Origin of the sequence: uncultured Selenomonas sp. (assembly GCF_963528755.1) — a bacterium.
Classification (GTDB): Bacteria; Bacillota; Negativicutes; order Selenomonadales; family Selenomonadaceae; genus Selenomonas.
In genome coordinates, this window is the sequence record NZ_CAURXA010000001.1 from 217,296 (window position 1) to 239,244 (window position 21,949).

At 58.0% G+C, this 21,949-nt stretch carries 21 protein-coding genes; 19 read left to right on the forward strand and 2 right to left on the reverse strand.

Annotation, left to right across the window (positions count from 1 at the left end):
* Positions 1 to 39: 39 nt before the first annotated feature.
* The 12 genes from RWS31_RS01090 (at position 40) to RWS31_RS01145 (ending at position 10,772) form a co-directional block, all read left to right on the forward strand.
* The gene (locus RWS31_RS01090; protein ID WP_314595395.1) at positions 40 to 762 is read left to right on the forward strand and encodes an MBL fold metallo-hydrolase; all 723 of its coding nucleotides are present in this window, start codon (positions 40 to 42) and stop codon (positions 760 to 762) included.
* Positions 759 to 1,337 carry a peptidylprolyl isomerase gene (locus tag RWS31_RS01095; protein WP_313972322.1) on the forward strand — a complete coding sequence of 193 codons (579 nt, stop codon included), beginning with the start codon at positions 759 to 761 and terminating at the stop codon, positions 1,335 to 1,337. The genes RWS31_RS01090 and RWS31_RS01095 overlap by 4 nt, the downstream gene beginning before the upstream one ends.
* A 1-nt stretch (position 1,338) precedes the next feature.
* Positions 1,339 to 1,647: a GIY-YIG nuclease family protein gene (locus RWS31_RS01100; RefSeq protein WP_314595397.1), complete on the forward strand. Its 309-nt coding sequence runs from the start codon at positions 1,339 to 1,341 to the stop codon at positions 1,645 to 1,647.
* A gap of 145 nt (positions 1,648 to 1,792) precedes the next feature.
* Positions 1,793 to 2,263, forward strand: coding sequence for a transcription elongation factor GreA (gene greA, locus RWS31_RS01105; protein ID WP_006191814.1), 471 nt, complete (start codon positions 1,793 to 1,795; stop codon positions 2,261 to 2,263).
* Between the two features lie 85 nt (positions 2,264 to 2,348).
* Complete coding sequence (lysS, locus tag RWS31_RS01110) at positions 2,349 to 3,830, forward strand: lysine--tRNA ligase (protein ID WP_399553724.1); 1,482 nt, start codon at positions 2,349 to 2,351, stop codon at positions 3,828 to 3,830.
* Between the two features lie 45 nt (positions 3,831 to 3,875).
* A complete protein-coding gene (locus RWS31_RS01115) occupies positions 3,876 to 4,115 on the forward strand; it encodes a hypothetical protein (protein WP_313972325.1) in 240 nt (79 codons plus the stop codon).
* A 195-nt stretch (positions 4,116 to 4,310) separates the two neighbouring features.
* Entirely contained in the window at positions 4,311 to 4,997 is a 687-nt protein-coding gene (gene ftsE, locus RWS31_RS01120; RefSeq protein ID WP_314595401.1) for a cell division ATP-binding protein FtsE, read from the forward strand.
* Positions 4,987 to 5,874, forward strand: a complete 888-nt coding sequence (gene ftsX, locus RWS31_RS01125; RefSeq protein ID WP_009646532.1) for a permease-like cell division protein FtsX — start codon at positions 4,987 to 4,989, stop codon at positions 5,872 to 5,874. Before ftsE ends, ftsX begins: the two co-directional genes overlap by 11 nt.
* A gap of 12 nt (positions 5,875 to 5,886) precedes the next feature.
* Positions 5,887 to 7,032: a peptidoglycan DD-metalloendopeptidase family protein gene (locus RWS31_RS01130; protein WP_314595403.1), complete on the forward strand. Its 1,146-nt coding sequence runs from the start codon at positions 5,887 to 5,889 to the stop codon at positions 7,030 to 7,032.
* Positions 7,033 to 7,047: 15 nt separating this feature from the next.
* Positions 7,048 to 8,199, forward strand: a complete 1,152-nt coding sequence (locus RWS31_RS01135; protein WP_399553716.1) for a S41 family peptidase — start codon at positions 7,048 to 7,050, stop codon at positions 8,197 to 8,199.
* Positions 8,200 to 8,382: 183 nt separating this feature from the next.
* A complete protein-coding gene (locus RWS31_RS01140) occupies positions 8,383 to 10,401 on the forward strand; it encodes an OPT family oligopeptide transporter (protein ID WP_314595407.1) in 2,019 nt (672 codons plus the stop codon).
* Positions 10,402 to 10,553: 152 nt separating this feature from the next.
* A complete protein-coding gene (locus RWS31_RS01145) occupies positions 10,554 to 10,772 on the forward strand; it encodes a cell division protein ZipA (protein WP_314595408.1) in 219 nt (72 codons plus the stop codon).
* Positions 10,773 to 10,851: 79 nt separating this feature from the next.
* Here RWS31_RS01145 and RWS31_RS01150 read toward each other — a convergent pair whose 3' ends face one another.
* Together RWS31_RS01150 and RWS31_RS01155 are read right to left on the reverse strand one after the other, a co-directional pair.
* Complete coding sequence (locus RWS31_RS01150; RefSeq protein ID WP_314595410.1) at positions 10,852 to 12,027, reverse strand: aminotransferase class I/II-fold pyridoxal phosphate-dependent enzyme; 1,176 nt, start codon at positions 12,025 to 12,027, stop codon at positions 10,852 to 10,854.
* Positions 12,024 to 12,503, reverse strand: a complete 480-nt coding sequence (locus RWS31_RS01155; RefSeq protein WP_314595411.1) for an Lrp/AsnC family transcriptional regulator — start codon at positions 12,501 to 12,503, stop codon at positions 12,024 to 12,026. Before RWS31_RS01155 ends, RWS31_RS01150 begins: the two co-directional genes overlap by 4 nt.
* A 170-nt stretch (positions 12,504 to 12,673) precedes the next feature.
* Between RWS31_RS01155 and RWS31_RS01160 the strand changes: the two genes are divergently transcribed.
* The 7 genes from RWS31_RS01160 (at position 12,674) to RWS31_RS01190 (ending at position 21,890) form a co-directional block, all read left to right on the forward strand.
* Positions 12,674 to 13,156, forward strand: a complete 483-nt coding sequence (locus RWS31_RS01160; protein WP_314595413.1) for a YhcH/YjgK/YiaL family protein — start codon at positions 12,674 to 12,676, stop codon at positions 13,154 to 13,156.
* A 51-nt stretch (positions 13,157 to 13,207) separates the two neighbouring features.
* Entirely contained in the window at positions 13,208 to 16,993 is a 3,786-nt protein-coding gene (locus RWS31_RS01165; protein WP_314595415.1) for a phosphoribosylformylglycinamidine synthase, read from the forward strand.
* 88 nt (positions 16,994 to 17,081) lie between these two features.
* Entirely contained in the window at positions 17,082 to 17,615 is a 534-nt protein-coding gene (locus tag RWS31_RS01170) for a hotdog domain-containing protein (protein WP_314595416.1), read from the forward strand.
* 378 nt (positions 17,616 to 17,993) lie between these two features.
* Complete coding sequence (locus RWS31_RS01175) at positions 17,994 to 18,899, forward strand: phosphatidylglycerol lysyltransferase domain-containing protein (RefSeq protein ID WP_314595419.1); 906 nt, start codon at positions 17,994 to 17,996, stop codon at positions 18,897 to 18,899.
* Between the two features lie 10 nt (positions 18,900 to 18,909).
* Positions 18,910 to 19,830 (forward strand): DMT family transporter, encoded by a 921-nt coding sequence (locus RWS31_RS01180; protein ID WP_314595420.1) that lies wholly within the window; start codon positions 18,910 to 18,912, stop codon positions 19,828 to 19,830.
* A 110-nt stretch (positions 19,831 to 19,940) separates the two neighbouring features.
* Positions 19,941 to 21,080, forward strand: coding sequence for a cell division protein FtsZ (ftsZ, locus tag RWS31_RS01185; RefSeq protein WP_314595421.1), 1,140 nt, complete (start codon positions 19,941 to 19,943; stop codon positions 21,078 to 21,080).
* A gap of 69 nt (positions 21,081 to 21,149) precedes the next feature.
* Entirely contained in the window at positions 21,150 to 21,890 is a 741-nt protein-coding gene (locus tag RWS31_RS01190) for a tRNA threonylcarbamoyladenosine dehydratase (RefSeq protein WP_314595423.1), read from the forward strand.
* The last annotated feature ends 59 nt before the right edge of the window (positions 21,891 to 21,949 follow it).

Below are 21,949 nucleotides of genomic sequence, written 5' to 3' on the forward strand. Positions count from 1 at the left end.
TGCTATAATGATACAGGCACTTCTGGAAGGAGGCAGCTTTTGGAGATTGCATATTTATTGAACAGCGGCTTTGCCGTGCGGCTTTCGCGCACTTTGCTCGTCTTTGACGACTATCTCGACCCCGCGCAGGCGGTTGAGAGTCTCTTGACGGGGGCGGAGCGCGTGTATTTCTTTGTGTCGCACGCGCATTTCGATCACTTCGACGCGCATATCCTCGACTATGCGCCCTCGGTTACGCGCTACGTCATGGCGGCGGAGATTCGGCGCACGAAGCGCGGCAAGCGGTTTCCCGCGGAAAAGACGGTGTATCTTGAAAACTACAGCCACTATGAAGAAGAGGGGCTTCGCGTCAATACGTTTGACTCGACGGACACGGGCACGTCGTTTCTCGTGGAGGTCGAGGGCGTGCGCATCTTCCATGCGGGGGACTTCAACTGGTGGCATTGGAAGGGCGATACGGAGGAGAACAACAAGTTTGCACGAAACGGCTTCATGAAACAGATGAAGAAGCTTGACGGGCTGACTGCCGATGTCGCATTCTTCCCTGTCGATGGGCGGCTGGAGGAGTTCGCCGACATTGGGGCGAAGGAGTTTTGCGCACGCACGAACATCAAGGCTCTCGTGACGATGCACAGCGTCGGCTATCCGGCATGGCGGCCGGCGGCGGACTTCTTCGCTGAAGGGCGTGCCGTGCCGTATTGGACGCCGCTCGAAGCGGGGGAGAGGCGGCGCTGGACGGCGGAAGGAGGATTCACACGATGAAGAAGGCTCTCGTTTTTTTGCTGGCGACGTTCGTCCTCTTTACGACGGGCTGCTCGGCGGCAGGCATGAATGACAAGGATAAAGGAGCGAAAAAAATGGCAAATCCCATTGCAGTTTTTGAGACAAATCATGGCACGTTTGAAATCGAACTTTTCGAGGACAAGGCGCCGATCACAGTGAAGAATTTCATCGACCTTGCGGAGAAGGGCTTCTACGACGGCCTGATCTTCCACCGCGTGATCGATGGGTTCATGATCCAGGGCGGCGATCCGAACGGTACGGGCACGGGCGGTCCTGGCTACGTGATTCCCGATGAGTTCCATAAGGATCTGAAGCATGACAGCGAGGGCGTGCTGTCGATGGCGAACGCAGGGCCGAACACGGGTGGCTCGCAGTTCTTCATTACGCTCGCGGCGACGCCGTGGCTCGACGGGCATCATTCGGTCTTTGGCAAGGTCGTCAAGGGCATGGATGTCGTGCGCGAGATCGGCAAGGTTGACACGGATTTCCAAGACAAGCCGCTCGCGAAGGTCGTCATGGAAAAGGTCACGATTCGCCGCGAGGAAAAAGAGTGAGGTGAAGGCGTTCACTTACATCCTCGTCTGTGCAGACGGTACGCTCTACACGGGATGGACGAACGACTTGGAGAAGCGCCTTGCCGCGCACAATGCGGGCAAGGGCGCGAAGTATACGAGGAGCCGCCGTCCCGTGCGGCTCTTTTACTATGAGGAGTTCGAGGAAAAGTGCGAGGCGCAGCGTCGCGAGTGCGAGATCAAGCGATTGCCGCGTGAAAAGAAGATCGCGCTTGCCGCGCATTTGCCGCAGGCGGGGCCTGGCGTCGCGCTTTCGGCTGAAGCGCGGATTTTTAGCCGCGGCCTTCATTGACAAGGCGCGGCTTGCTACCTATAATGATAGGATATACGGGGCAGTATCAGACGGCGCTTCTTCCTGCGGGGCGGCCGGGCGCGGAGCGTGCCTGGCGAGGCTGCTTGCGAGAGGAGCGTCAAGTGCTGGGAAAAGGGGAATTTTGATGGCAGAAAAGCGTGTAATGCTGACGGAAGAGGGCTACAAAAAGCTGCAGGAGAAGCTCGACTATTTGAAGAGCGTGCGGCGCATCGAGGTATCGGAGCGACTTAAGGCGGCGATCGCGCTCGGCGATCTCTCGGAAAACTCGGAGTACGACGACGCGAAGAACGAGCAGGCGTTCCTTGAGGGCGAGATTCTCGATCTTGAGGCGAAGATAAGAAACAGCGACATCATCCAGGGCGGCGCATCTTCTGACACCGTGCAGATGGGAAGCACCGTCGTCGTCAAGGATGTCGAGTTCGATGAGCAGGAGACGTATACGCTCGTCGGCTCGGCAGAGGCAGATCCGACGGAGTTCAAGATCTCGAATGAATCGCCTGTGGGCGCAGCGATCATCGGCAAGAAGGTCGGTGATCGCGTCGACGTTCATGCGCCGGCTGGAATCATTCAGTACGAGGTTGTAGAAATCAAGTAAGCAAGCGATATATGAGTTAGGAGAGGAAATATTGGCTGAGAACAAGCAGCAGAATGCGGCGCAGAAGGAAGATCTGAACGATCTCATGCGCGTGCGCCGCGAGAAGATGGAGAAGTTCCGCGAGATGGGCGTCGCGCCCTTTGGACATCGCTACGAGGTCACGCGCCATGCGGACGAACTGCTCGCGGAATTCGCCTCACTCAGCGAGGAGGCGGAGAGCGAGACGGAGGTCAGCATCGCAGGGCGTTTGATGGCGATCCGCGGCCATGGCAAGGCGAGCTTCGCCGTGCTCATGGATCTTTCGGGCAAGATTCAGATCTACTTCAAGCTCGACGTTCTGGGCGAGGAGAAGTACAAGGAGTTCAAGCTCCTGGACATCGGTGACATCATCGGCGTCCGAGGCGTCGTCTTTCGCACGCGGCGCGGCGAGCTCACGGTGCGCGTCGACGATTTCACGCTTCTCTCGAAGTCGCTGCGCCCGCTTCCCGAAAAGTTTCACGGTCTGAAGGATGTGGAAATGCGCTACCGTCAGCGCTACGTCGATCTCATCATGAATCCAGAGGTCAAGGACACGTTCATCGCGCGCACGAAGATCATCCAGTCGATCCGCCGCTACCTCGACGAGCGAGGCTTCCTCGAAGTGGAGACGCCCGTGATGTCGACGATTGCGGGCGGTGCAGCGGCGCGTCCTTTCGTGACGTATCACAACGCGCTCGACATGAAGCTCTACCTGCGTATTGCGACGGAGCTGAATCTCAAAAGGCTCATTGTCGGCGGCTTGGAGCGCGTCTACGAAATCGGGCGCATTTTCCGCAATGAGGGCATCGACGTGCGCCACAATCCCGAATTTACGTCCATCGAGATTTATCAGGCGTATGCCGACTATAACGATCTCATGGACGTGACGGAGGGCATCTGCTGCCAGGCCGCGAAGGACGTGCTCGGTACGACGGCGCTGACCTATGAGGGCACGGAGATCGACCTCTCGAAGATCCGCCGCGTCAGCATGAACGACGCGGTCAAGGAGGCGACGGGCAAGGACTTTATGAGCGCCAAGACGGTCGAGGAGGCGCGTGCCATGGCGGATGCGATCGGCGTCGCCTACGAGGAGAAGCACGGCATCGGAGGCATCTTGAACGAGGCGTTCGAGGCGAAGGTCGAAGAGTCCCTGATTCAGCCGACGTTCATCACGGGTCATCCGACGGAGATCTCGCCCTTGGCGAAGCGCAATCCCGAAGATCCGCGCATCACTGATCGCTTCGAGTTCTACGTCTACGGGCGCGAGCTTGCGAACGGCTTCACGGAGCTCAACGATCCGATCGATCAGAAGGAGCGCTTCTTGGAGCAGGTGAAGCAGCGCGAAGCCGGCGACGACGAGGCGCATCCGATGGACAGCGACTACATCACGGCGATGGAGTACGGCTTGCCGCCGACGGGCGGACTCGGCATCGGCATCGATCGTCTCGTGATGCTCCTGACGGACAGCTCGTCGATTCGCGACGTGCTCTTCTTCCCGCACATGCGTCCCGAGGCTGCATCGCGTGCGCAGGAGAGTACGGCGGAGTAACAGAGCGAAGTGCAGACGTTTTCACAAAGAAAGAAGGCTGATTGCATGAATATGAACGGAGTGCCAGAAGTCTCTTCGCGTCCGCTGAAGATGCGTTCGCAGGCGGAGGTCAAGGCGCAGTACGAGGTGAAGATCAAGAAGTACAACGAGCTGATGCAGGCGCAGGGCGACCATCGCGAGCAGCGCATGGAGCTGTATGCGGAGATCAAGTTGCTCGGCTGGGTTCTCGGCAAGAAGGAAAAGACGATCATCGACGACCTCGGTTCGCATCACATCAATCGCTAGACAAGGGTGCAAAAACGTAGGGAACTGCTGTACGAAGGCGTGCGGCAGTTCTTTTTGTGTGCAGTTTATATGAAGAAATGATTGGGAAATCGCTTGGTTTTCTGTGATATAATTAAGGGAGTGAAATTAGGAGAAGTGTGCTATAATAAGTAAGAATGCCAAAAATAGGCACTTGGTATGGGGGAATTCACTGCAATGATTTATATGAAGGATGTTTCCAAGGTTTATGACAACGGCACGGTGGCGCTCGATCATGTGAATGTCAGGATCGAGAAGGGAGATTTCGTCTTTCTCGTGGGGGCGAGCGGTGCGGGCAAGTCGACCTTTGTGCGAATGCTGCTCCGGGAAATTCTGCCGACGAGCGGCAGTCTGCGCGTCAACGGGCACGATATGATGAAACTTCGCCCGAAGGATGTGCCGTACATGCGGCGCGGCCTCGGCGTGATCTTCCAGGACTATCGCCTTTTGCCTGACAAGACGGTTTATGAAAATGTCGCGTTTGCCATGGAGGTTATCGAAGCGCCGCGCCGCCTCATGCAGCGCAGTGTCAACGCTGTCCTCGATATCGTGGGGTTACGTGAAAAGTGGAAAAATTTTCCTTCGCAGCTTTCGGGCGGTGAGCAGCAGCGCGTGGCGATTGCGCGCGCCATCGTCAACGATCCCGCGCTCATCATCGCCGATGAGCCGACAGGAAATCTCGATCCCGAGACGTCGTGGGAGATCATGGACATCTTCCGCCGCATCAACGATGCGGGAGCGACGATCGTCATGGCGACGCACGACAAGAACATTGTGGATACGATGAAGAGGCGCGTCATCGCCATTGAGAGCGGGCGCATCGTGCGCGACGAGGTGAAGGGGGGGTACGGCTATGAAGCTTAGAACGACGGAGTATTTCGTGCGCGAGGTCTGCATATCGATCAAGCGTAACAACTGGATGTCCTTCGCTTCCATCAGCACGGTCGCCGTATCACTCTTCGTGCTCGGCATGTTCCTCATCATCGTGCTCAACATGAACCGCATGGCGTCGATGCTTGAATCACAGGTGCAGATCAACGTCTACTTGGACGACAAGCTCAAGGGATCGGAAATCGACGATCTCGAAGATGACCTGAAGAAGATGCAGGGCATTGAGAGCGTGCAGTATGTGAGCCGCGAGGATGCCATCGTGCGCCTGAGGGAAAGGCTCGGTGACCAGAAGTATTTGCTCGATGCGCTCGGCGACAAGAATCCGTTGCCGAATGCCTTCGAGGTCACGGTCAAGCAGCCGACGATGGTGGAGACGGCTGCGAAGGCAATCGAGAAGTTCGGCGGCGTCGAATCAGTGAAGTATGGACAGGACGTTGTCGAACACCTCTTCGACATGACGCGTCTCGTGCGTATCTTCGGCTTCACGCTCATGCTGCTCCTGGCGGGCGCGACGCTTTTCATCATCTCGAACACGATTCGTTTGACGGTCTTTGCACGCCGCAAAGAAATCGCCATTATGAAATACGTCGGCGCGACGGATTGGTTCATCCGCTGGCCGTTCCTCTTGGAGGGCGTCGTGCTCGGCTTCTTCGGCGGTGTCCTCGCTTCCATCGCGCTTCGAAGCATTTACGGGCTGATCACGGCGAAGGTTTACAGCACGCTGGCGTTTCTGCCGCTCATACCGCAGTATCCGTTTGTCAACTTCATCAGCCTCGTGATGGTCTTGAGCGGCATGGGAATCGGCGCCTTGGGCAGCACGATTTCCTTGAAGCGATTCCTCAAGGTATAGGAGGCTTTTCTCATGGTTTTTTATCCCGCAGGAGGGAAAAAGGGGAAGAAAGCGGCGGCGGCGCTTCTTTCTGCCGTCTACTTGATGACGCTTGCGCCGCTCGCTCAGGCCGAGACCCTGGAGGAGCAGCGCGACGCGCATATCGAAAAGGCGGAGCAGGCGCAGAAGAAGAAGAACGAGATCGAGTCCAGGATCGAGGGGCTTTCCGAAGAGAAGCGTGCTGTCGATGAGGCGGCAGACGAGGCGACGAAAGCCTATAAGGACGTGAGGAAGGAACTTGACGCGACCGAGAAGCGCATCGATGAGAACGAAGACAAGCTCAAGGTATTGAATAAGGATTTTGCCGTGAAACGCGACCAGCTCGCCAAGCGCGTGCGCGACATTTACATCAACGGTCAGATCAACTATCTCGACGTCCTCTTCGGTGCGAAGGACTTTCAAGACTTCTTCACGCGCATGGATCTCTTGAAACGCGTCATTCAGCAGGACTACGACCTCGTGCAGGTCGTGTTTGCGGAAAAGACCGCGATCGAGACGTCGCAGAAGGAATTGGAACAGGACAAGACGGCGAAAGAAAAGCTCGTCGCGTCCGCTGCTGACCGCAAGAAAGAGGCGGAAAAGAAGCAGGCGGCAAAACAGGCGATCATCGATAAGATGGAAACGGATCGCGCGACGCAGGAACGCATCATCAACGAAAATCTTGCGGCGTCTAAGGAAGTTGAGCAGATGATCCGAAACAGTCGCTACCAGCCGGCGTCTCCCGCTCTTTCGGGCAGCGGAGCGCTCAACTGGCCGATTAGCGGGCCGATCACCTCGCCCTTCGGCTGGCGCGTCCATCCGATCACGGGCGCGAGCCGCTTCCATTCGGGTATCGACATCGGCGGCGACTACGGCGATACGATTCACGCGGCTGGCGCGGGCATCGTCTCTTATGCCGGCTGGATTTCGGGCTATGGATATGCCGTCATCATTGACCACGGCGGCGGCATATCGACGCTTTACGGGCACAACCAAGCGCTCCTCGTCAGCGAGGGGCAGAGCGTCTCGCAGGGACAGGCGATCGCCGAATGCGGCTCGACGGGGAATTCCACAGGGCCGCACTGCCACTTCGAGGTTCGTGTTGACGGCGAACCTGTCGACCCCATGGGGTATCTTTGATAGGTGGAGGATATTTTGAAAAAGAAAACGGTTTTCCTGCTCGTCGTCGCGACGGCTGTCGTGACGCTCAACGCGACGATCTTCGGATTCTACGCCTTGATGGGGTTCAATAATCAGAAGACGAAGGACATCCTGCGCTTCTTCGGCGCTCTGCGCTTCATCGAGACGCAGTATGTGCGCGACGTCGACTATACGAAGCTTATCGACGGCGCCATCTCGGGCATGGTCAAGACACTTGATGATCCCCATTCCATCTATCTCGACCCCAAGATGTACGAGCTCATGCGCTCGCATACGGAGGGGAGCTTCGGGGGCGTCGGCATCGTCATGGGCTTCAAGGACAACAAGATCACGGTTATTTCTGTCATGGAGGGGACGCCGAGCGAGGCGGCGGGCATCAAGACGGGTGATGAGATTATCGCCGTCGACGGTGTGCCTACAAGCGAGATTGAGCCGGAAGAGGTCGTGCTGCACATCCGCGGCGAGATCGGCAGTGAAGTGACGCTCAGGGTTCGCCGCGCGGGCGAAGAGGACAAGGACTACGTCGTGCGCCGTGCGACGATCCAGGTGCATACGGTCGCAGGGCAAATGCTGCCCGATACGGACGGCATCGGCTACATCCGCATCGCCTCGTTCTCCGAGCATACGGCAGATGAGTTCAAAGATGCCTATCATGCGCTGGAAAATGAAGGCGTCAAGGGCATGATCATCGACTTGCGCGAGAACCCCGGCGGACTTGTGACGAGCTGTGTGGCGATTGCCAACATGGTCGTGCCGAAAGGGCCGGTTGTCTCCGTCGTGCAGAAGGACGGAAGACGCGAAGAATATGAATCGGAGCTCTCGGAAGAGAAATATCCGCTCGTCGTGCTCATCGACGGCAACAGCGCCTCGGCGAGCGAAATCCTCGCGGGTGCACTGCAGGATACGGGCGCGGCGACGATCGTCGGCCAGACGTCGTATGGCAAAGGCTCGGTGCAGGTCATCTTACCGCTCTACGATGACGATGCACTGAAGCTCACGATTGCCAAGTATTACACTCCGTCGGGCAGAAGTATCGACGGCACGGGCATTGAGCCGGACGTCCGCGTCGAGCCGCAGGCGGACGGCTCACAGGACGTGCAGCTCTTGAAGGCGATCGACGTCATGAAGGGCAAGCTTGCCAGCTAATATATGGCTAAAAGCGCTGCGTCAAAATGCGCAGCGCTTTCTTATTTGGGACAAATGAGGAAAATGGATTCATTTTTACGATTTTTATATAAATTTTGCTATATGTTCTATAAATATGTGCTATAATAGATAAGCATCCATTCGCCTGCTTCATGGGCGCAAATTACTATAGGGAGCGATACTATGAAAAATGAACACAACGAGTTCATGCAGCATGAACTGCGACTGCCTGAGCTTACCGTGCGCGGTATGCTCTTGGGCGCCGTATTGACAGTGATCTTTACGGCATCGAACGTCTATCTGGGGCTGAAGGTCGGTCTGACGTTTTCGTCCGCCATCCCGGCAGCTGTCATCTCGATGGCCGTTCTCAAGATGGCGAAGGATTCTAATATCCTGGAAAACAACATGGTGCAGACACAGGCCTCGGCGGCCGGCACCTTGTCCGCGATCATCTTCATCATTCCGGGCATGCTCATGATCGGCTACTGGCACGGCTTCGAGTTCATGCAGACGCTTCTTGTCGCGGCCTGTGGCGGCTGCTTGGGCGTGCTGTTTACGATTCCGCTGCGCCGCGCCATGGTCGTGCACAGCGACCTCGCTTATCCCGAGGGCGTTGCGGCGGCGGAGATCCTGAAGGTCAATGCGCATGATGAAGATGGCAAGGGCAAAGGTACAGGGCTCAAGGAAATTCTGTCGGGCAGTTTCGTCGCGGGTGTCATCGCGCTCTGCACGAGCGGCTTTCAAGTACTGTCAGGTGCGCTTTCCGTATGGATTCCCATCGGGCGCGGCATGACGCAGTTCCCCATCGGCTACTCGTCGGCGCTCGTCGGCGCGGGCTACCTCATCGGCATAGCGAGCGGTTTCGCCATGCTCGTCGGCATCCTCATCGCTTGGGCGGGCTTTGTGCCCTTTTACACGATTACGAGTACGCCGCCCGATGGCGTGACGATGCAGAAGTTCGCTGCCGCTGTCTATCAGGAGCGCGTACGCCTCATCGGTGCGGGCGCCATGGGCGTCGCCGCCATCTGGACGCTGATTACGCTCGCGCGTCCCGTCATCGACGGCATGAAGGAATCGCTTGCCGCCATGCGCATGCCCGAGACGATCAAGGATAGGCATCGCATGGACATCGACATGTCGATGAAGAGCATTGGCTTCGTATTTCTGCTGACAGTCGTCGGCCTTCTCGCAGTATTCTACGCTTTTGTCAGCCCCGAGGGACTGCCGCAGGGTCAGGTGCTCACCTTCACACTTGTCGGCGTCGGCGTCGCCGTCTTCATGGGCTTCTTCGTCGCCGCTGCCTGCGCCTACATGGCAGGCCTCGTCGGCACGTCATCGAGTCCGATCTCGGGCATTGGCATTCTCGGCATCATCGTCGCCTCGCTCGTCATGTACGCGCTCTGCTCCTCGTTTGGCATCTTCGATTTGCCGGGCGGCGAGAAGTTTGCGACGGCGACGGCGATTTTCACGACATCGATCATCCTCGCCATCGCCTGCATCTCGAACGACAATATGCAGGACCTCAAGACGGGTTGGCTCGTCGGTGCGACGCCGTGGCGTCAACAGGTCGCGCTCCTTTTGGGCTGCATCGTCGGTGCGCTCGTCATCGCGCCTGTGCTGAATCTCCTCTATGAGGCATACGGCTTTGTAGGCGCCTTGCCGCGCGAGGGAATGGATCCCGCGCAGGCGCTCGCCGCGCCGCAGGCAGTGCTCATGAAGACGATCGCCGAGGGCATCTTCTCGAACAACCTCGCATGGGAGTACATCTACATCGGTCTCGGGCTCGGCGTCGTCATCGTGCTCGTCGATCTCTTCCTGCGCCGCACGACGAGGAATCTCATGCTGCCGCCTCTGGCCGTTGGCATGGGCATCTATCTGCCGCCGAGCATCCAGACGCCGCTCGTCATCGGCGCGATCCTCGGCTATGTGCTCGATAAGGTGCTGAAAGGCCGCGGTGCGGAAGAGGGCAAGGCGGCGCGCCGCCGCGGTACGCTCTTTGCCTCGGGACTCATCGTCGGTGAGTCCATCGTCGGCGTTGCGCTCGCCGGACTCATAGCCATATCCGTATCAAGTGGCGGCAGCGAAAGTCCGCTGGCACTCGTCGGTGCGGATTTCGCCAACACGGCGGAAATGCTCGGCCTCGCCGTCTTCGCGCTTGTGGTTGTCATCCTAAGCCGCGTCGTGCTCGCGAAGGGAAAATAAAAGCAAAAGAAAAAGCATAGAAAAGCTGTCACATTTTGTCGATGTGGCAGCTTTTCGTCTTTTCATCAAGTGGCGTCTGTGATATAATGCAAGTAGAAAGAGGATTCAGAACCTTCGTTCATTCAGAACTTTCATGGAAGGAGGTTTTCCGAATGGATGTCCAGGTGGAACGGCTGCATCGTGTGAAGCCGCTTGCGCCGATTTCCTTTTTTGAAGAGACCGCGCGGCGCGAGAAGAAGCAGGAGACGCATGAGGCGAGGAAACCTCTGCGCGGCACGGAATCGGACGCTTACAGTGTGGAGATTTCGGCAGCGGGCAGGCGTGCGGCAGCACGCAGCGAGACGGGCGGCATGGTGGTGGAAGGTTTTTGATGTTTTTATGGGATGATGGGAAAAGCCCCGCTTGAGCGCTTCTCGAAAGAGAGGGCGCACAAGCGGGGCTTTTTTGTGCTTATTTCCGATGATTCTTGAGAAAGTTGCCGATTCTTGCGAGAGCCTCGGAGATCTTGTCGATGGAGGTCGCGTAGGAACAGCGGATGTGTCCCTTGCCGCTTTCGCCGAAGGCGCTGCCAGGGACGAGGGCGACGTGCTCCTTGATGAGCAGGTTTTCGGCAAATTCTTCATCCGTATAGCCGCTCGACGTGATGTTCGGGAAGATGTAGAAGGCGCCTTTCGGCTCGAAGCACGAGAGGCCGAGTTTTTGGAACCCGTCGTAGATGAGGCGGCGGCGGCGGTCGTATTCTGCGACCATCTTTTTCATGTATTTCTCGCCGCGGCGCAGAGCCTCGACGGCGGCAATCTGTGCCGTGATGGGTGCGCAGAGCATCGTGTACTGATGGATCTTCGTCATGGCGGCGATGAAGTCGGGGTTGCCGAGCGCATAGCCGATGCGCCAGCCCGTCATGGCGTAGGCCTTGGAGAAGCCGTTCAAGAGAATCGTGCGCTCCTTCATGCCGGGCAGCGAGGAAAACGCCGTGTGCTCCATGCCGCCGTAGGTGAGGTCGCCGTAGATTTCATCGGAGACGACGATGAGGTCGTGCTTTTCAGCGAAGGCGGCGATCTTCTGAAGGTCGTCCTTCGCCATGACGGCGCCCGTCGGGTTGTTCGGGTAGCCAATCAGAAGCGCCTTCGTTCGCTTCGTCACGTGCGGCTCAAGTTCTTCGGGCGTGATGCGGAAGTCGTTTTCAAGCTTCGCGGCGACGGGTACGGGCTTGCCGCCCGCAAAGGTCACGCAGGCTTGATACGAGACGTAGCAAGGCTCGGGAATCAAGACTTCATCACCGGGTGAGAGTATGGCGCGCATAGTGATGTCGAGCGCTTCGCTGACACCGACGGTGACGAGGATGTCTTTGGCCGGTTCATAGGAAATGCCGTAACGGCCCGCGTAGTGCGCGGCGATTTCTTCACGCAGTTCGAGCATGCCGCGGTTCGCCGTGTAGGAGGTGTAGCCTTGTTCAAGCCCGTGAACGCAACTTTCACGGATCGACCACGGCGTGATGAAGTCCGGCTCGCCGACGCCCAAGGATACGACGTCCTCCATCTCGGCGGCGATGTCGAAGTACTTTCTTATGCCCGAGGGAGGCACGGCATGGACGGCGGGTGAGATGCGCTCCTTCCAGTTCGTCATGGCGACACCACCAGTCGGCGATCCTTCTCCTTGTCGTTGATGATCGTGCCGTCCTTCTTGTACGCCTTGAGCATGAAGTGGCTACGCGTCTGCGTGACGCCATCGATCGTTGAGAGGCGCGTCGCGACGAAGTTGGCGACATCCTGAAGCGATTTTCCTTCGATGATGACGAGGAGATCGAAACTGCCGCTCATGAGGTAGACGGTGCGCACCTCTTCAAAGCGGTAGATGCGCTCGGCGATGGCGTCGAAGCCGACTTCACGCTCGGGCGTGAGGTTGACCTCGATGATCGCCGTGACCGTGTCATCGCCGAATTTCTGCCAGTTGATCAAGGTGTTGTAGCTGAGGATGATCTTGTCCTGCTCCAGCCCCCGGATGTCCTTTTCCACCTCGTACTCGCTTTTCTTGAGCACGGCAGCAATCTCGCCGATGGGACGGCGGGCGTCACGCTCTAAGAGTTCCAAGAGTTCGCGCATAGTCATTTCTCCTTCTCTGCCCCAATTCACTTGCGGATATTGGTCTTTCATCATATAATATAAAAGAAACGCTATAAAGGATAATAGCATAGAATAAATAGGGAAATCAATCGCTTTTTTGGGGAAGCGCTGAATTTGTCAGTGCTTTCTATAGCGAAGGAGGATTGCTTATGATGACGGGTATCATCGGGGTGTCGAAGGATGAGCAGAAGGGATATTCGACGGCTCTGATGAAAGCGCTTGCCTTTTTGCGCACACAGGACTTCCGCAATATGCCGGAAGGACGTCACGAGATCGACGGCGACAAGATCTTCGCGCTGCTCTCGCGCTATACGACGCGGCCACAGGCAGAGTGCGCCCCCGAGGCGCATCGAAAGTTCGTGGATGTTCAGTATGTCGCGGACGGCGAGGAGTTTCTCGGCTGGTGTCCGATGAGTCCCGACCTCGTGGAGATGGAGCCTTACGATGAGGCGCGGGACATCATCTTTTATCGCGCCCTGATTCCCGAGAGCAGCATCCTGCTCAAGGCGGGAAGCTATGCCGTGCTCTATCCGGAGGACGTGCATCGCCCGGGCGTTTCGGTGCTCGACGAGTATCCAGCGGACGTGACGAAGGTCGTCGTGAAGATTGATTTGGAGTTGATGAAGAACTGACAAGATGCAAGAAGAGATAAGGGAACTGACCAGAGAGGATGGTTTGTGGGCATGAGTGTAAGAAGACTTTTTGTAGAGAAGAGGCAGGGATATTTCGACATTCCCGCGCAGCAGCTTTGTGAGGACCTGACGGAGACGTTCCGTCTGGCGACGGAGCTCAAGGCAGTGCGCATCTTCATTCGCTACGACATCGAGGGGCTTTCAGACGAAGAATACAAGGCGGTGCGCGATATCGTCTTCGTTGAGCCGCCCGTCGATACGGTCTACGAGGAGAAACTGCCCGACTTTCCCGAGTCGAAGGCGTTCGCTGTTGAGTATCTGCCGGGGCAGTACGACCAGCGTGCTGATTCGGCGGCGCAGTGCGTGCAGCTTGTGACGCAGAAGGAGCGTCCGGCAATTCGCACGGCGATCGTCTATGTGATCGTCGGCACGATTTCGGCAGATCTTTTGGCAAAGATTAAGGCGTACTGCATCAACAAGGTCGAAAGCCGCGAGGCCGATTTGCAGAAGCCGACGACGCTCGTGGAGAAGATCGAAGAGCCTGCCGATGTGGAGACACTTGCGGGATTCTGCCGCATGGATGTGACGACGCTCGGAAATTTGTCGAAAGAGCGCGGCTTTGCCATGAGTCTGGAGGATCTGCAGTTCTGCCAGAAGTATTTTGCCTCGGCGGAGAAGCGTGAGCCGACGATCACGGAGCTTCGCGTCATCGACACGTATTGGTCTGATCACTGCCGCCATACGACGTTTACGACGGTCATCGACAAGGTGGACTTCGGCAACGGCAAATACGTACCGATGCTTGCGCAGGCAGTGAAGCTCTACATGCTCGACCGCGAGAAGATTCATGCGGGAAAGCAGGCGGACGTATCCTTGATGGATCTTGCGTGCATCGGCATGAAGGCGCTGCGTCAGCAGGGGCTTTTGGAAGATCTCGATGCCTCCGATGAGGTCAACGCGTGCAGCATCGTCGTGCCTGTGGAGATTGACGGCAAGGAAGAAAATTGGCTCGTGATGTTCAAGAACGAGACGCACAACCATCCGACGGAAATTGAACCGTTTGGCGGTGCGGCGACGTGCCTTGGCGGTGCGATCCGTGATCCCCTGTCGGGGCGTTCCTACGTCTATCAGGCGATGCGTGTGACTGGCGCCGCCGACCCACGCGGCAAGATTGCCGATACATTGCCGGGCAAGCTGCCGCAAAAGAAGATTACGCAAGGGGCGGCGGCAGGCTTTAGCTCCTACGGCAACCAGATCGGTCTTGCGACGGGCGAGGTGCATGAGTTCTACCACGAAGGCTACATGGCGAAGCGCATGGAGATCGGCGCCGTCATTGGCGCTGTGCCGCAGGCGGACGTCGTGCGCCAGACGCCGGAGCCGGGCGACGTCGTCGTCTTGGTCGGCGGCCGCACGGGACGCGACGGCTGCGGCGGCGCGACCGGCTCGTCGAAGGTACACACGGAGGCTTCTTTGACGACGGCGGGCGCCGAGGTGCAGAAGGGAAATGCGCCGACGGAGCGCAAGCTTCAGCGCCTCTTCCGCCATCCCGAGGTCAGCCGTTTCATCAAGCGCTGCAACGATTTTGGTGCAGGCGGCGTCGCCGTCGCCGTCGGCGAACTTGCGCCGTCCTTGGCGATCGATCTCGATGCCGTGAAGAAAAAGTACGAGGGACTCGACGGCACGGAGCTTGCCATTTCCGAATCGCAGGAACGCATGGCCGTCGTCATGCGTCCCGAGGCTCTACCTGTTCTCACGGCGTTCGCTGATCGCGAGAATCTGGAGGCGACGCCGATCGCTCAGGTCACGGATACAGGCAGGCTTGAGATGGTCTGGCGCGGGCAGAAGATTGTGAGCCTCGCGCGCGTCTTCCTCGATACGAACGGCGTCAAGCAGCATGCGCGCGTGACCTTGAAGTCGCCCGACGTGGAGACGAACTATCTGCGCCAACTGCCGCCTGCTGTCGTCAAGAACCAGCGCGACCTTACGGCGGCATGGCATGCAAATCTTGCTGATCTCAATGTTGCCAGTCAGAAGGGACTTGCCGAGCGCTTTGACTCTACAGTCGGCGCGGGCACGGTTCTGATGCCGTTTGGCGGCAAGGATCAGTTGTCGCCGCAGCAGGGCATGGTTGCAAAAATTCCCGTGAAGAAGGGCGAAACGGATACGGCGACGGCGATGACCTTCGGCTTCGATCCGTATTTGTCGGAGTGGAGTCCGTTCCACGGTGCGCTCTATGCCATCGTCGAGGCGGTCACGAAGATGGTGGCGCTCGGCGCGGATGCAGCGACGGTGCGCCTCTCCTTGCAGGAGTACTTCGAGAGCCTCGGCAAAGATCCCGAGAAGTGGGGTATGCCGTTTGCGGCACTTTTGGGTGCACTATGGGCGCAGCATGAGCTTCGCGTGCCTGCCATCGGCGGCAAGGATTCGATGTCGGGCACATTTGAGAGTCTCCATGTGCCGCCTACGGTCGTCGCCTTTGCCGTCAACGTCATGAAAGCGAGCGAGGCGATTTCCGCCGAATTCAAGTACGCGAACAGCAAGGTCTATGCTGTCGAGGTGCCGATCGATGCAAACGATTTGCCTGTTTTTGCCAACCTGCGCCGCAACTATGAGCGCGTGCATGCACTGATGCAGAGCCGCCGCGTGTTTTCGGCGGCGAGCGTCGGCAGGGGCGGCATCGCGGCAGCCTTGACGAAGATGTGCTTGGGCAACGGCCTTGGTTTCAAGGCAGCGCCTGGCGCGATCAAGTTTGAAGATCTCTTCCGTCCCGCCTACGGTACGATTCTCTTGGAGATGAGCGAGGCGGTCAACGTGACGGATGCGCTCGCCGGCGTCAAGTGGACGCTCCTCGGGCGCACGACGACGGTTGCGAGCATCGTCTGCAACGGGATGGTGCAGACACTCGACGAGCTTCGCGAGTCTTATGTGGGTGCGCTTGACGGCATCTTCCCGGCGACGGTCAGCAGCAAAGGCAGGACGGCCTCGGCAGCCGCGCCGTTCCGCCGCGGCGTGCGCCAGCGAGCCAGTGATCACTATACGAAGCCACGCATCTTCATGCCTGTTTTTCCCGGCATCAACTGCGAGTACGAGACGCAGCGCGCCTTTGAGAAGGCGGGCGGCGAAGTCGATGCGCTCGTCATTCGCAATCTCACGCCGCAGACCGTCGAAGAATCGGTGCAGGCGATCACCTCGGGCATCAACAAGGCGCAGATCCTCATGCTGCCAGGCGGTTTCTCGGGCGGTGACGAGCCGGACGGCTCGGGCAAGTTCATCGCGGCGACGCTCAGAAATCCGCGCATCGCTGAGGCGATCATGGAACTTCTGCAGAAGCGAGAGGGGCTGATCCTCGGTATCTGCAACGGCTTCCAGGCGCTCGTCAAGCTCGGCCTCCTTCCTTACGGCAAGATCATGCCGCTTGATCCAGAGTCTCCGACGCTCACGCGCAATACGATCGGCAGACACGTCTCGTGCATGGTGCAGACGCGCATCATGTCGAACCTATCGCCGTGGTTCAATAATGTCTCAGTCGGCGATATTCATACGATTCCTGTCTCGCACGGCGAAGGAAGGTTTGTCGCCGACAAGGAAGTCATCGCGAGGATGCGCATACGCGGGCAAATCGCGGCGCAGTATGTCGACGATGCAGGCGAGCCGACGATGGAATCGCCGTTCAACCCGAACGGTTCGATGGAAGCGATCGAGGCGATCACAAGCCCCAATGGCCGCATCCTCGGCAAGATGGGGCACTCCGAGCGCGTCGGCGATAACATCTCGAAGAACGTGCCGGGCAACAAGGATCAGGGACTCTTCGACGCAGGTGTGCGTTTCTTCCGCTGAGATGGTGTCGAAGCAAAGGTAATAAGGAAGATGAGACTGCCGCATGAGTTATTTTTGCTTGTGCGGCAGCTTTGATAGGAGGAAATACATGAAGCATTTCAGTATGCAGGAAAGCCGCATCGTCATCAGCGAGGTCATGATGCCGAGCCAGGCGAACCCCAACGGCAACGTCCACGGCGGCGAGATCATGAAGCTCATGGATTCGGCGGCTTACGCGGCGGCGCGTCGCTATGCGCGCTCGAACGTCGTGACGGCGCGCGTCGATGAACTGGAATTCCATCTGCCGATCCGCATCGGCGATCTCGTCGTCGTGACGGCGGACGTCGTCTACGTCGGGCACAGCTCTATGGAGATCGCCGTCAATGTTATCGTCGAAGATCTCGATGACGGCAGCGAGCCGCAGCTCGGCCTGTCGGCGTATTTCACAATGGTGGCGCTTGACCGCAACGCACGGCCGAAAGCCGTGCCGCCCCTGGAGCTCGATACCGAGGAGGCGCGCGTCGCTTTCGAGGAAGGAAAGCGACGCTATGAGGAGCACAAGGCGCGCAAGAAACGCAAAGCGGCAGTGCCGGCGGGAATTGTCAAGAGCGGTCAGGGGAAGTCTGAGGACAACGGGAAATAGACAAAAAAGAAGGGCAAGCCGCAAGGCGAGCCCTTCTTTTTCGGGATAGAGAAAGAATTAGATTTTCAAGCAGCAGGGAGGCACAGAAGTGTGGAAAGGGCCACCGTTGCCGCTGGCATCGAGCCGGCTGCTGGATTCCCGCTCGATACGGAAAGTATAGCATGGTAAGATTAAAGGAAAGGGGCAATTGCAGTTAAAAAGCAATTAACAATTCCGACTGAAATAGAAGGGATTGTTAATTGCTTGACACAGTTGATATAATGATAGGACAACAGGGCAAGAAAATTGCTGAATCGTGAGGTTTTGCAGCGGGAGTTCATGCGAGAAGAATGCGCATGCTTCTTGTTCGCAGAACCTTGGTGACTAAGCGAGAGAGGAATGAGCATCATAAATTTCAAGGTTTTGCAAAAAGAGGACAAGCCGCTGCTCGACTGTTTTTTTCGGGCGCGTTACTATGAGAATTCACACTTCAATTTTACGAACCTCTACATGTGGCACGAACCGTATAAAATTATGTGGGCGAAGGAAGACGATGTGCTTTATATGAAGGCTGAGTGGGAAGGGCGAGAATTCGCCATGCAGCCTTTCGGCCCAGAGGAAAAGATGGCGGCTGCCGTCGGACGCTTCATCGACTACTTCAAGGCGAAGGGAAAGCCCGTGCGCTTTTCGGGCGTTGAGCGTTCCTTCGCGGACATCCTTGAAAATTACGAGGGAGCGGACTTCGCTGTCGAGTCTGACCGCAACAACTTCGACTACGTCTACCTCGCCGACGATTTGATGAAGCTGGCGGGGCGCAAGTTCCATTCGAAGAAGAACCATCTGAACAGCTTCCGCAAGAATTATCCCGAGGCTGAGTATCAGCCCATTACGGATGAGATCGTCACGCAATGCAAGCTGACGATCAACAGCTGGTATAAGCAGCATGCGCAGGAAGTTCCCGACGATCCGTTCATCGCGCTTGAGCGTCAGGCGATCATCGAGGTCTTGAACAACTTCGAGGATTTTCAGCTCAAGGGCGGCGCGATTCTCATCGGACAGCGTGTCGTCGCCTTCACCTTCGGCGAGCAGCTCAACGATGACACGGCGGTCATCCATGTGGAAAAGGCAGATCCCGAGGTGCGCGGCGCGTACCCCGCGATCAATCAGGCATTTGTTGAGCATGCGTGGTCCGACATGACGTACATCAATCGCGAGGAGGACATGGGCATCGAGGGGCTTCGACAGGCGAAGGAATCATACAAGCCCGTGAAGCTCATTGAGAAGTTCAATGCTTGGATGAGATAAAGAAGCGGGGGTGAGATCTGTGCGTCTGCGCGGCAGCTTGGCACTCTTTGTCGCCGCCTTCATCTGGGGTACGACGTTCGTCGCTCAGTCCGTCGGCATGGAGGGCATCGGCCCTTTCACATACGGTGCGGCACGCTATGTCGTCGCTGTCCCCGTCGTCTTTCTCCTGTGGCTCTTTTTCGCGCCCAAAAGACGCGCGGCGAAGGCGGCGGGTACGTATCGTCCGGGCTTTAAGGCGGGCGCGCTCGTGGGCGTGATCCTCTTCCTGGGAACGACTTCGCAGCAGGTGGGCATGCAGTACACGACGGTGGGAAAGACGGCGTTCATCACATGCCTTTATCTCGTCTTCGTGCCGCTTGCCGCCGTATTTTTCGGCAGCCGCATCCGTCCGCTTCATTGGGGCGGCGCGGTTTTGGCGCTCAGCGGACTCTATCTGCTCTCGATGAAGGATGGCTTTTCCCTCTCTTACGGCGATGCGATCATGGTGGGAAGTTCGCTCCTCTGGACGATGCACATCCTCTGCGTCGGCCGTTTCGCTTCCTTCGTCGATGCGGTGGAGCTTTCCCTCGCGCAGCTTTTCGTCTGCGCCTGTGCGAGTCTGGCACTCGCCTTTCTCTTTGAGCAGCCGACCGTCTCGGGCATCGAGGGCGCGGCGACGGCGATCCTCTATGCAGGGATCATGAGCTCGGGCGTCGCCTTTACGCTGCAGATCGTCGGCCAGCAGTACGCTGAGCCTGCCTTGGCGGCCGTCATCATGAGCCTTGAGTCCGTGTTCGGAGCGCTTTCGGGCGCAATCCTCCTCGGTGAGTCGATGAGCGCTGCCGAGCTTTCCGGCTGCACCTTGATGCTTGCGGGCATGCTTTTCGCTCAGCTTGCGGGAGTTCGCGGGATAAAACGTCCTCAAACAGAGGAGGAGAACGGGACAAATTAAGCATTTTCCCTCTTTTTGCAGGAATGGCGAGAAGAATGGCGAATAAAGGCAAATGGATAATTGACAAAGAGGGATGGATCTGCGAGGCATAGAGAGGGGGAACCGCTTCCATGATGACGGACGATACGAAGATCAAGAGAGCGGTAGTCACGATAAAGATCATCGGCGTGGGCGGCGGCGGCAACAGCGTCATCGAGCGTATAGCCGAGGGAAACGAGCTTGATGTGGAGCTGATCGCGATCAATACGGATGCGAAGCAGCTTGCCTATATGGAAGAGGCGGGCATCAAGGCGCTCGCTATCGGACGGGATCTGACGAAGGGGCTCGGCACGGGCGGCGTGGCGGATCTCGGGGAAGCAGCGGCGAAGGGCGACGAGGCAAAAATTAAGGAAGTTTTGAAGGGCGCCGACCTCGTATTCGTCACGGCGAGCATGGGTGGTGGCGCGGGCACGGGCGCGGCGCCCGTCGTTGCAAAAATCGCCAAGGATATGGGCATACTGACGGTCGGCGTCGTGACGGTTCCCTTTTCCTTCGAAGGCGCGCGCAAGAAGCGCGTCGCCAATGAGGGCATCGCGAAGATGCAGGGCAATCTTGACGCCTTGATCGTCGTACATAACGACAACCTCATGAAGCTTCCCGAAAACAAGCACATGACGCTCGTCAACGCGTTCAAGGCGGCGGACGACGTCCTCCGGCAGGCGATCAACTGCATCGCGGAATTGATTCTGACGACGGGCGAGATCAATGTCGATTTCGCCGATCTTACGTCAACCTTCCGGCAAAGCCAGAGCGGCGATGCGCTCCTCGGCATCGGCGAGAGTCAGAGGAGTGCGATCGAGGCCGTGCAGAAGGCAGTAGAAAGCCCGCTCGTCGAGAAATCTCTGACGGGCGCACGCGGCTTGATCCTGAACCTCAGTGGCAGTGAGCGCATGACGCTCGACGACGTGGGCGAAGCGACGAACTACATCCGGGAAAACACGCACCCCGATGTGAATATCATCCTCGGCACGGTCATCGACTCTTCTATGGGACAGACGATCCGCGCGACGATCATTGCGACGGACTTCGTCGACGGCGTCGTCATGAAGGCGCAGCGCATGGAGGCGCCCGAAAGCAAGCTCAAGACGGAGAGCATCGCCTCCTTGGAACCGCCGTCTTTCATGAAGCAGCCGACGGAGAAGGTTCCGGCCCTCGCCTCGCACAGCGATTTCGCTCTGCCGAAGTTCGATCCGTTCCATCCGAAGAAGTGAGCGGTGCGTCGATGCGTCATCATCCATGCAGCGGAGAAGCTGCGTTTGCTTGGAGAGGAGCGAGTTTTTATGGAAGAGTGCTTTTGCCGCACGGCGATGCTCATCGGTGAGGCGGGGCTTGTGCGACTCAAGGCGGCTCGTGTCGCTGTCTTTGGCATCGGCGGCGTTGGCTCGTTTGCGGCGGAGGCGCTCGCACGCGCGGGCGTAGGGCGTCTCGTGCTCATCGACAACGATGCGGTCGCCGCCTCGAATCTCAATCGTCAGCTTGTGGCGCTCTATAGCACGCTCGGGCGCAGCAAGGCGGCGGTCATGAAGGCGCGCATTGAGGACATCAACCCTGCTGCTGAGGTCGAGATCGTTGAGGACTTCTTCCTGCCCGAGCGGGCAGGTCTTTTTTTTCACGGGTCTTATGATTACATCGTTGATGCCATCGATACCGTCGCGGGTAAGATCGGGCTCGTCATGGAGGCGAAGAAACGGACGATCCCCATCGTGAGCAGCATGGGGGCGGGCAACAAACTTGATCCGACGAAGTTCGAGGTCGCCGACATCTATGAGACGAGCGTGTGTCCTCTGGCGCGCGTCATGCGCCGCGAGCTGAAATCGCGCGGCGTGGAAGCTTTGAAGGTTGTCTATTCCAAGGAAAAGCCGCGAAAACCGCTCTTCGCGCTGCGAGAAGAAAGCGCAGAAAAGGGCGAGCAGGCTTTTACCAAGCAGCCGCCGGGCAGCATCTCCTTCGTGCCATCCGTCGCCGGGCTCATACTTGCGAGCGTCGTCGTGCGCGAACTTGCGGGGCTGGAGTTGGAATGAGCTGTCCTTCCGTGTGCGTGGTATCTGCAGGCAAGTAGATACGTGATTTGTACGGAAAA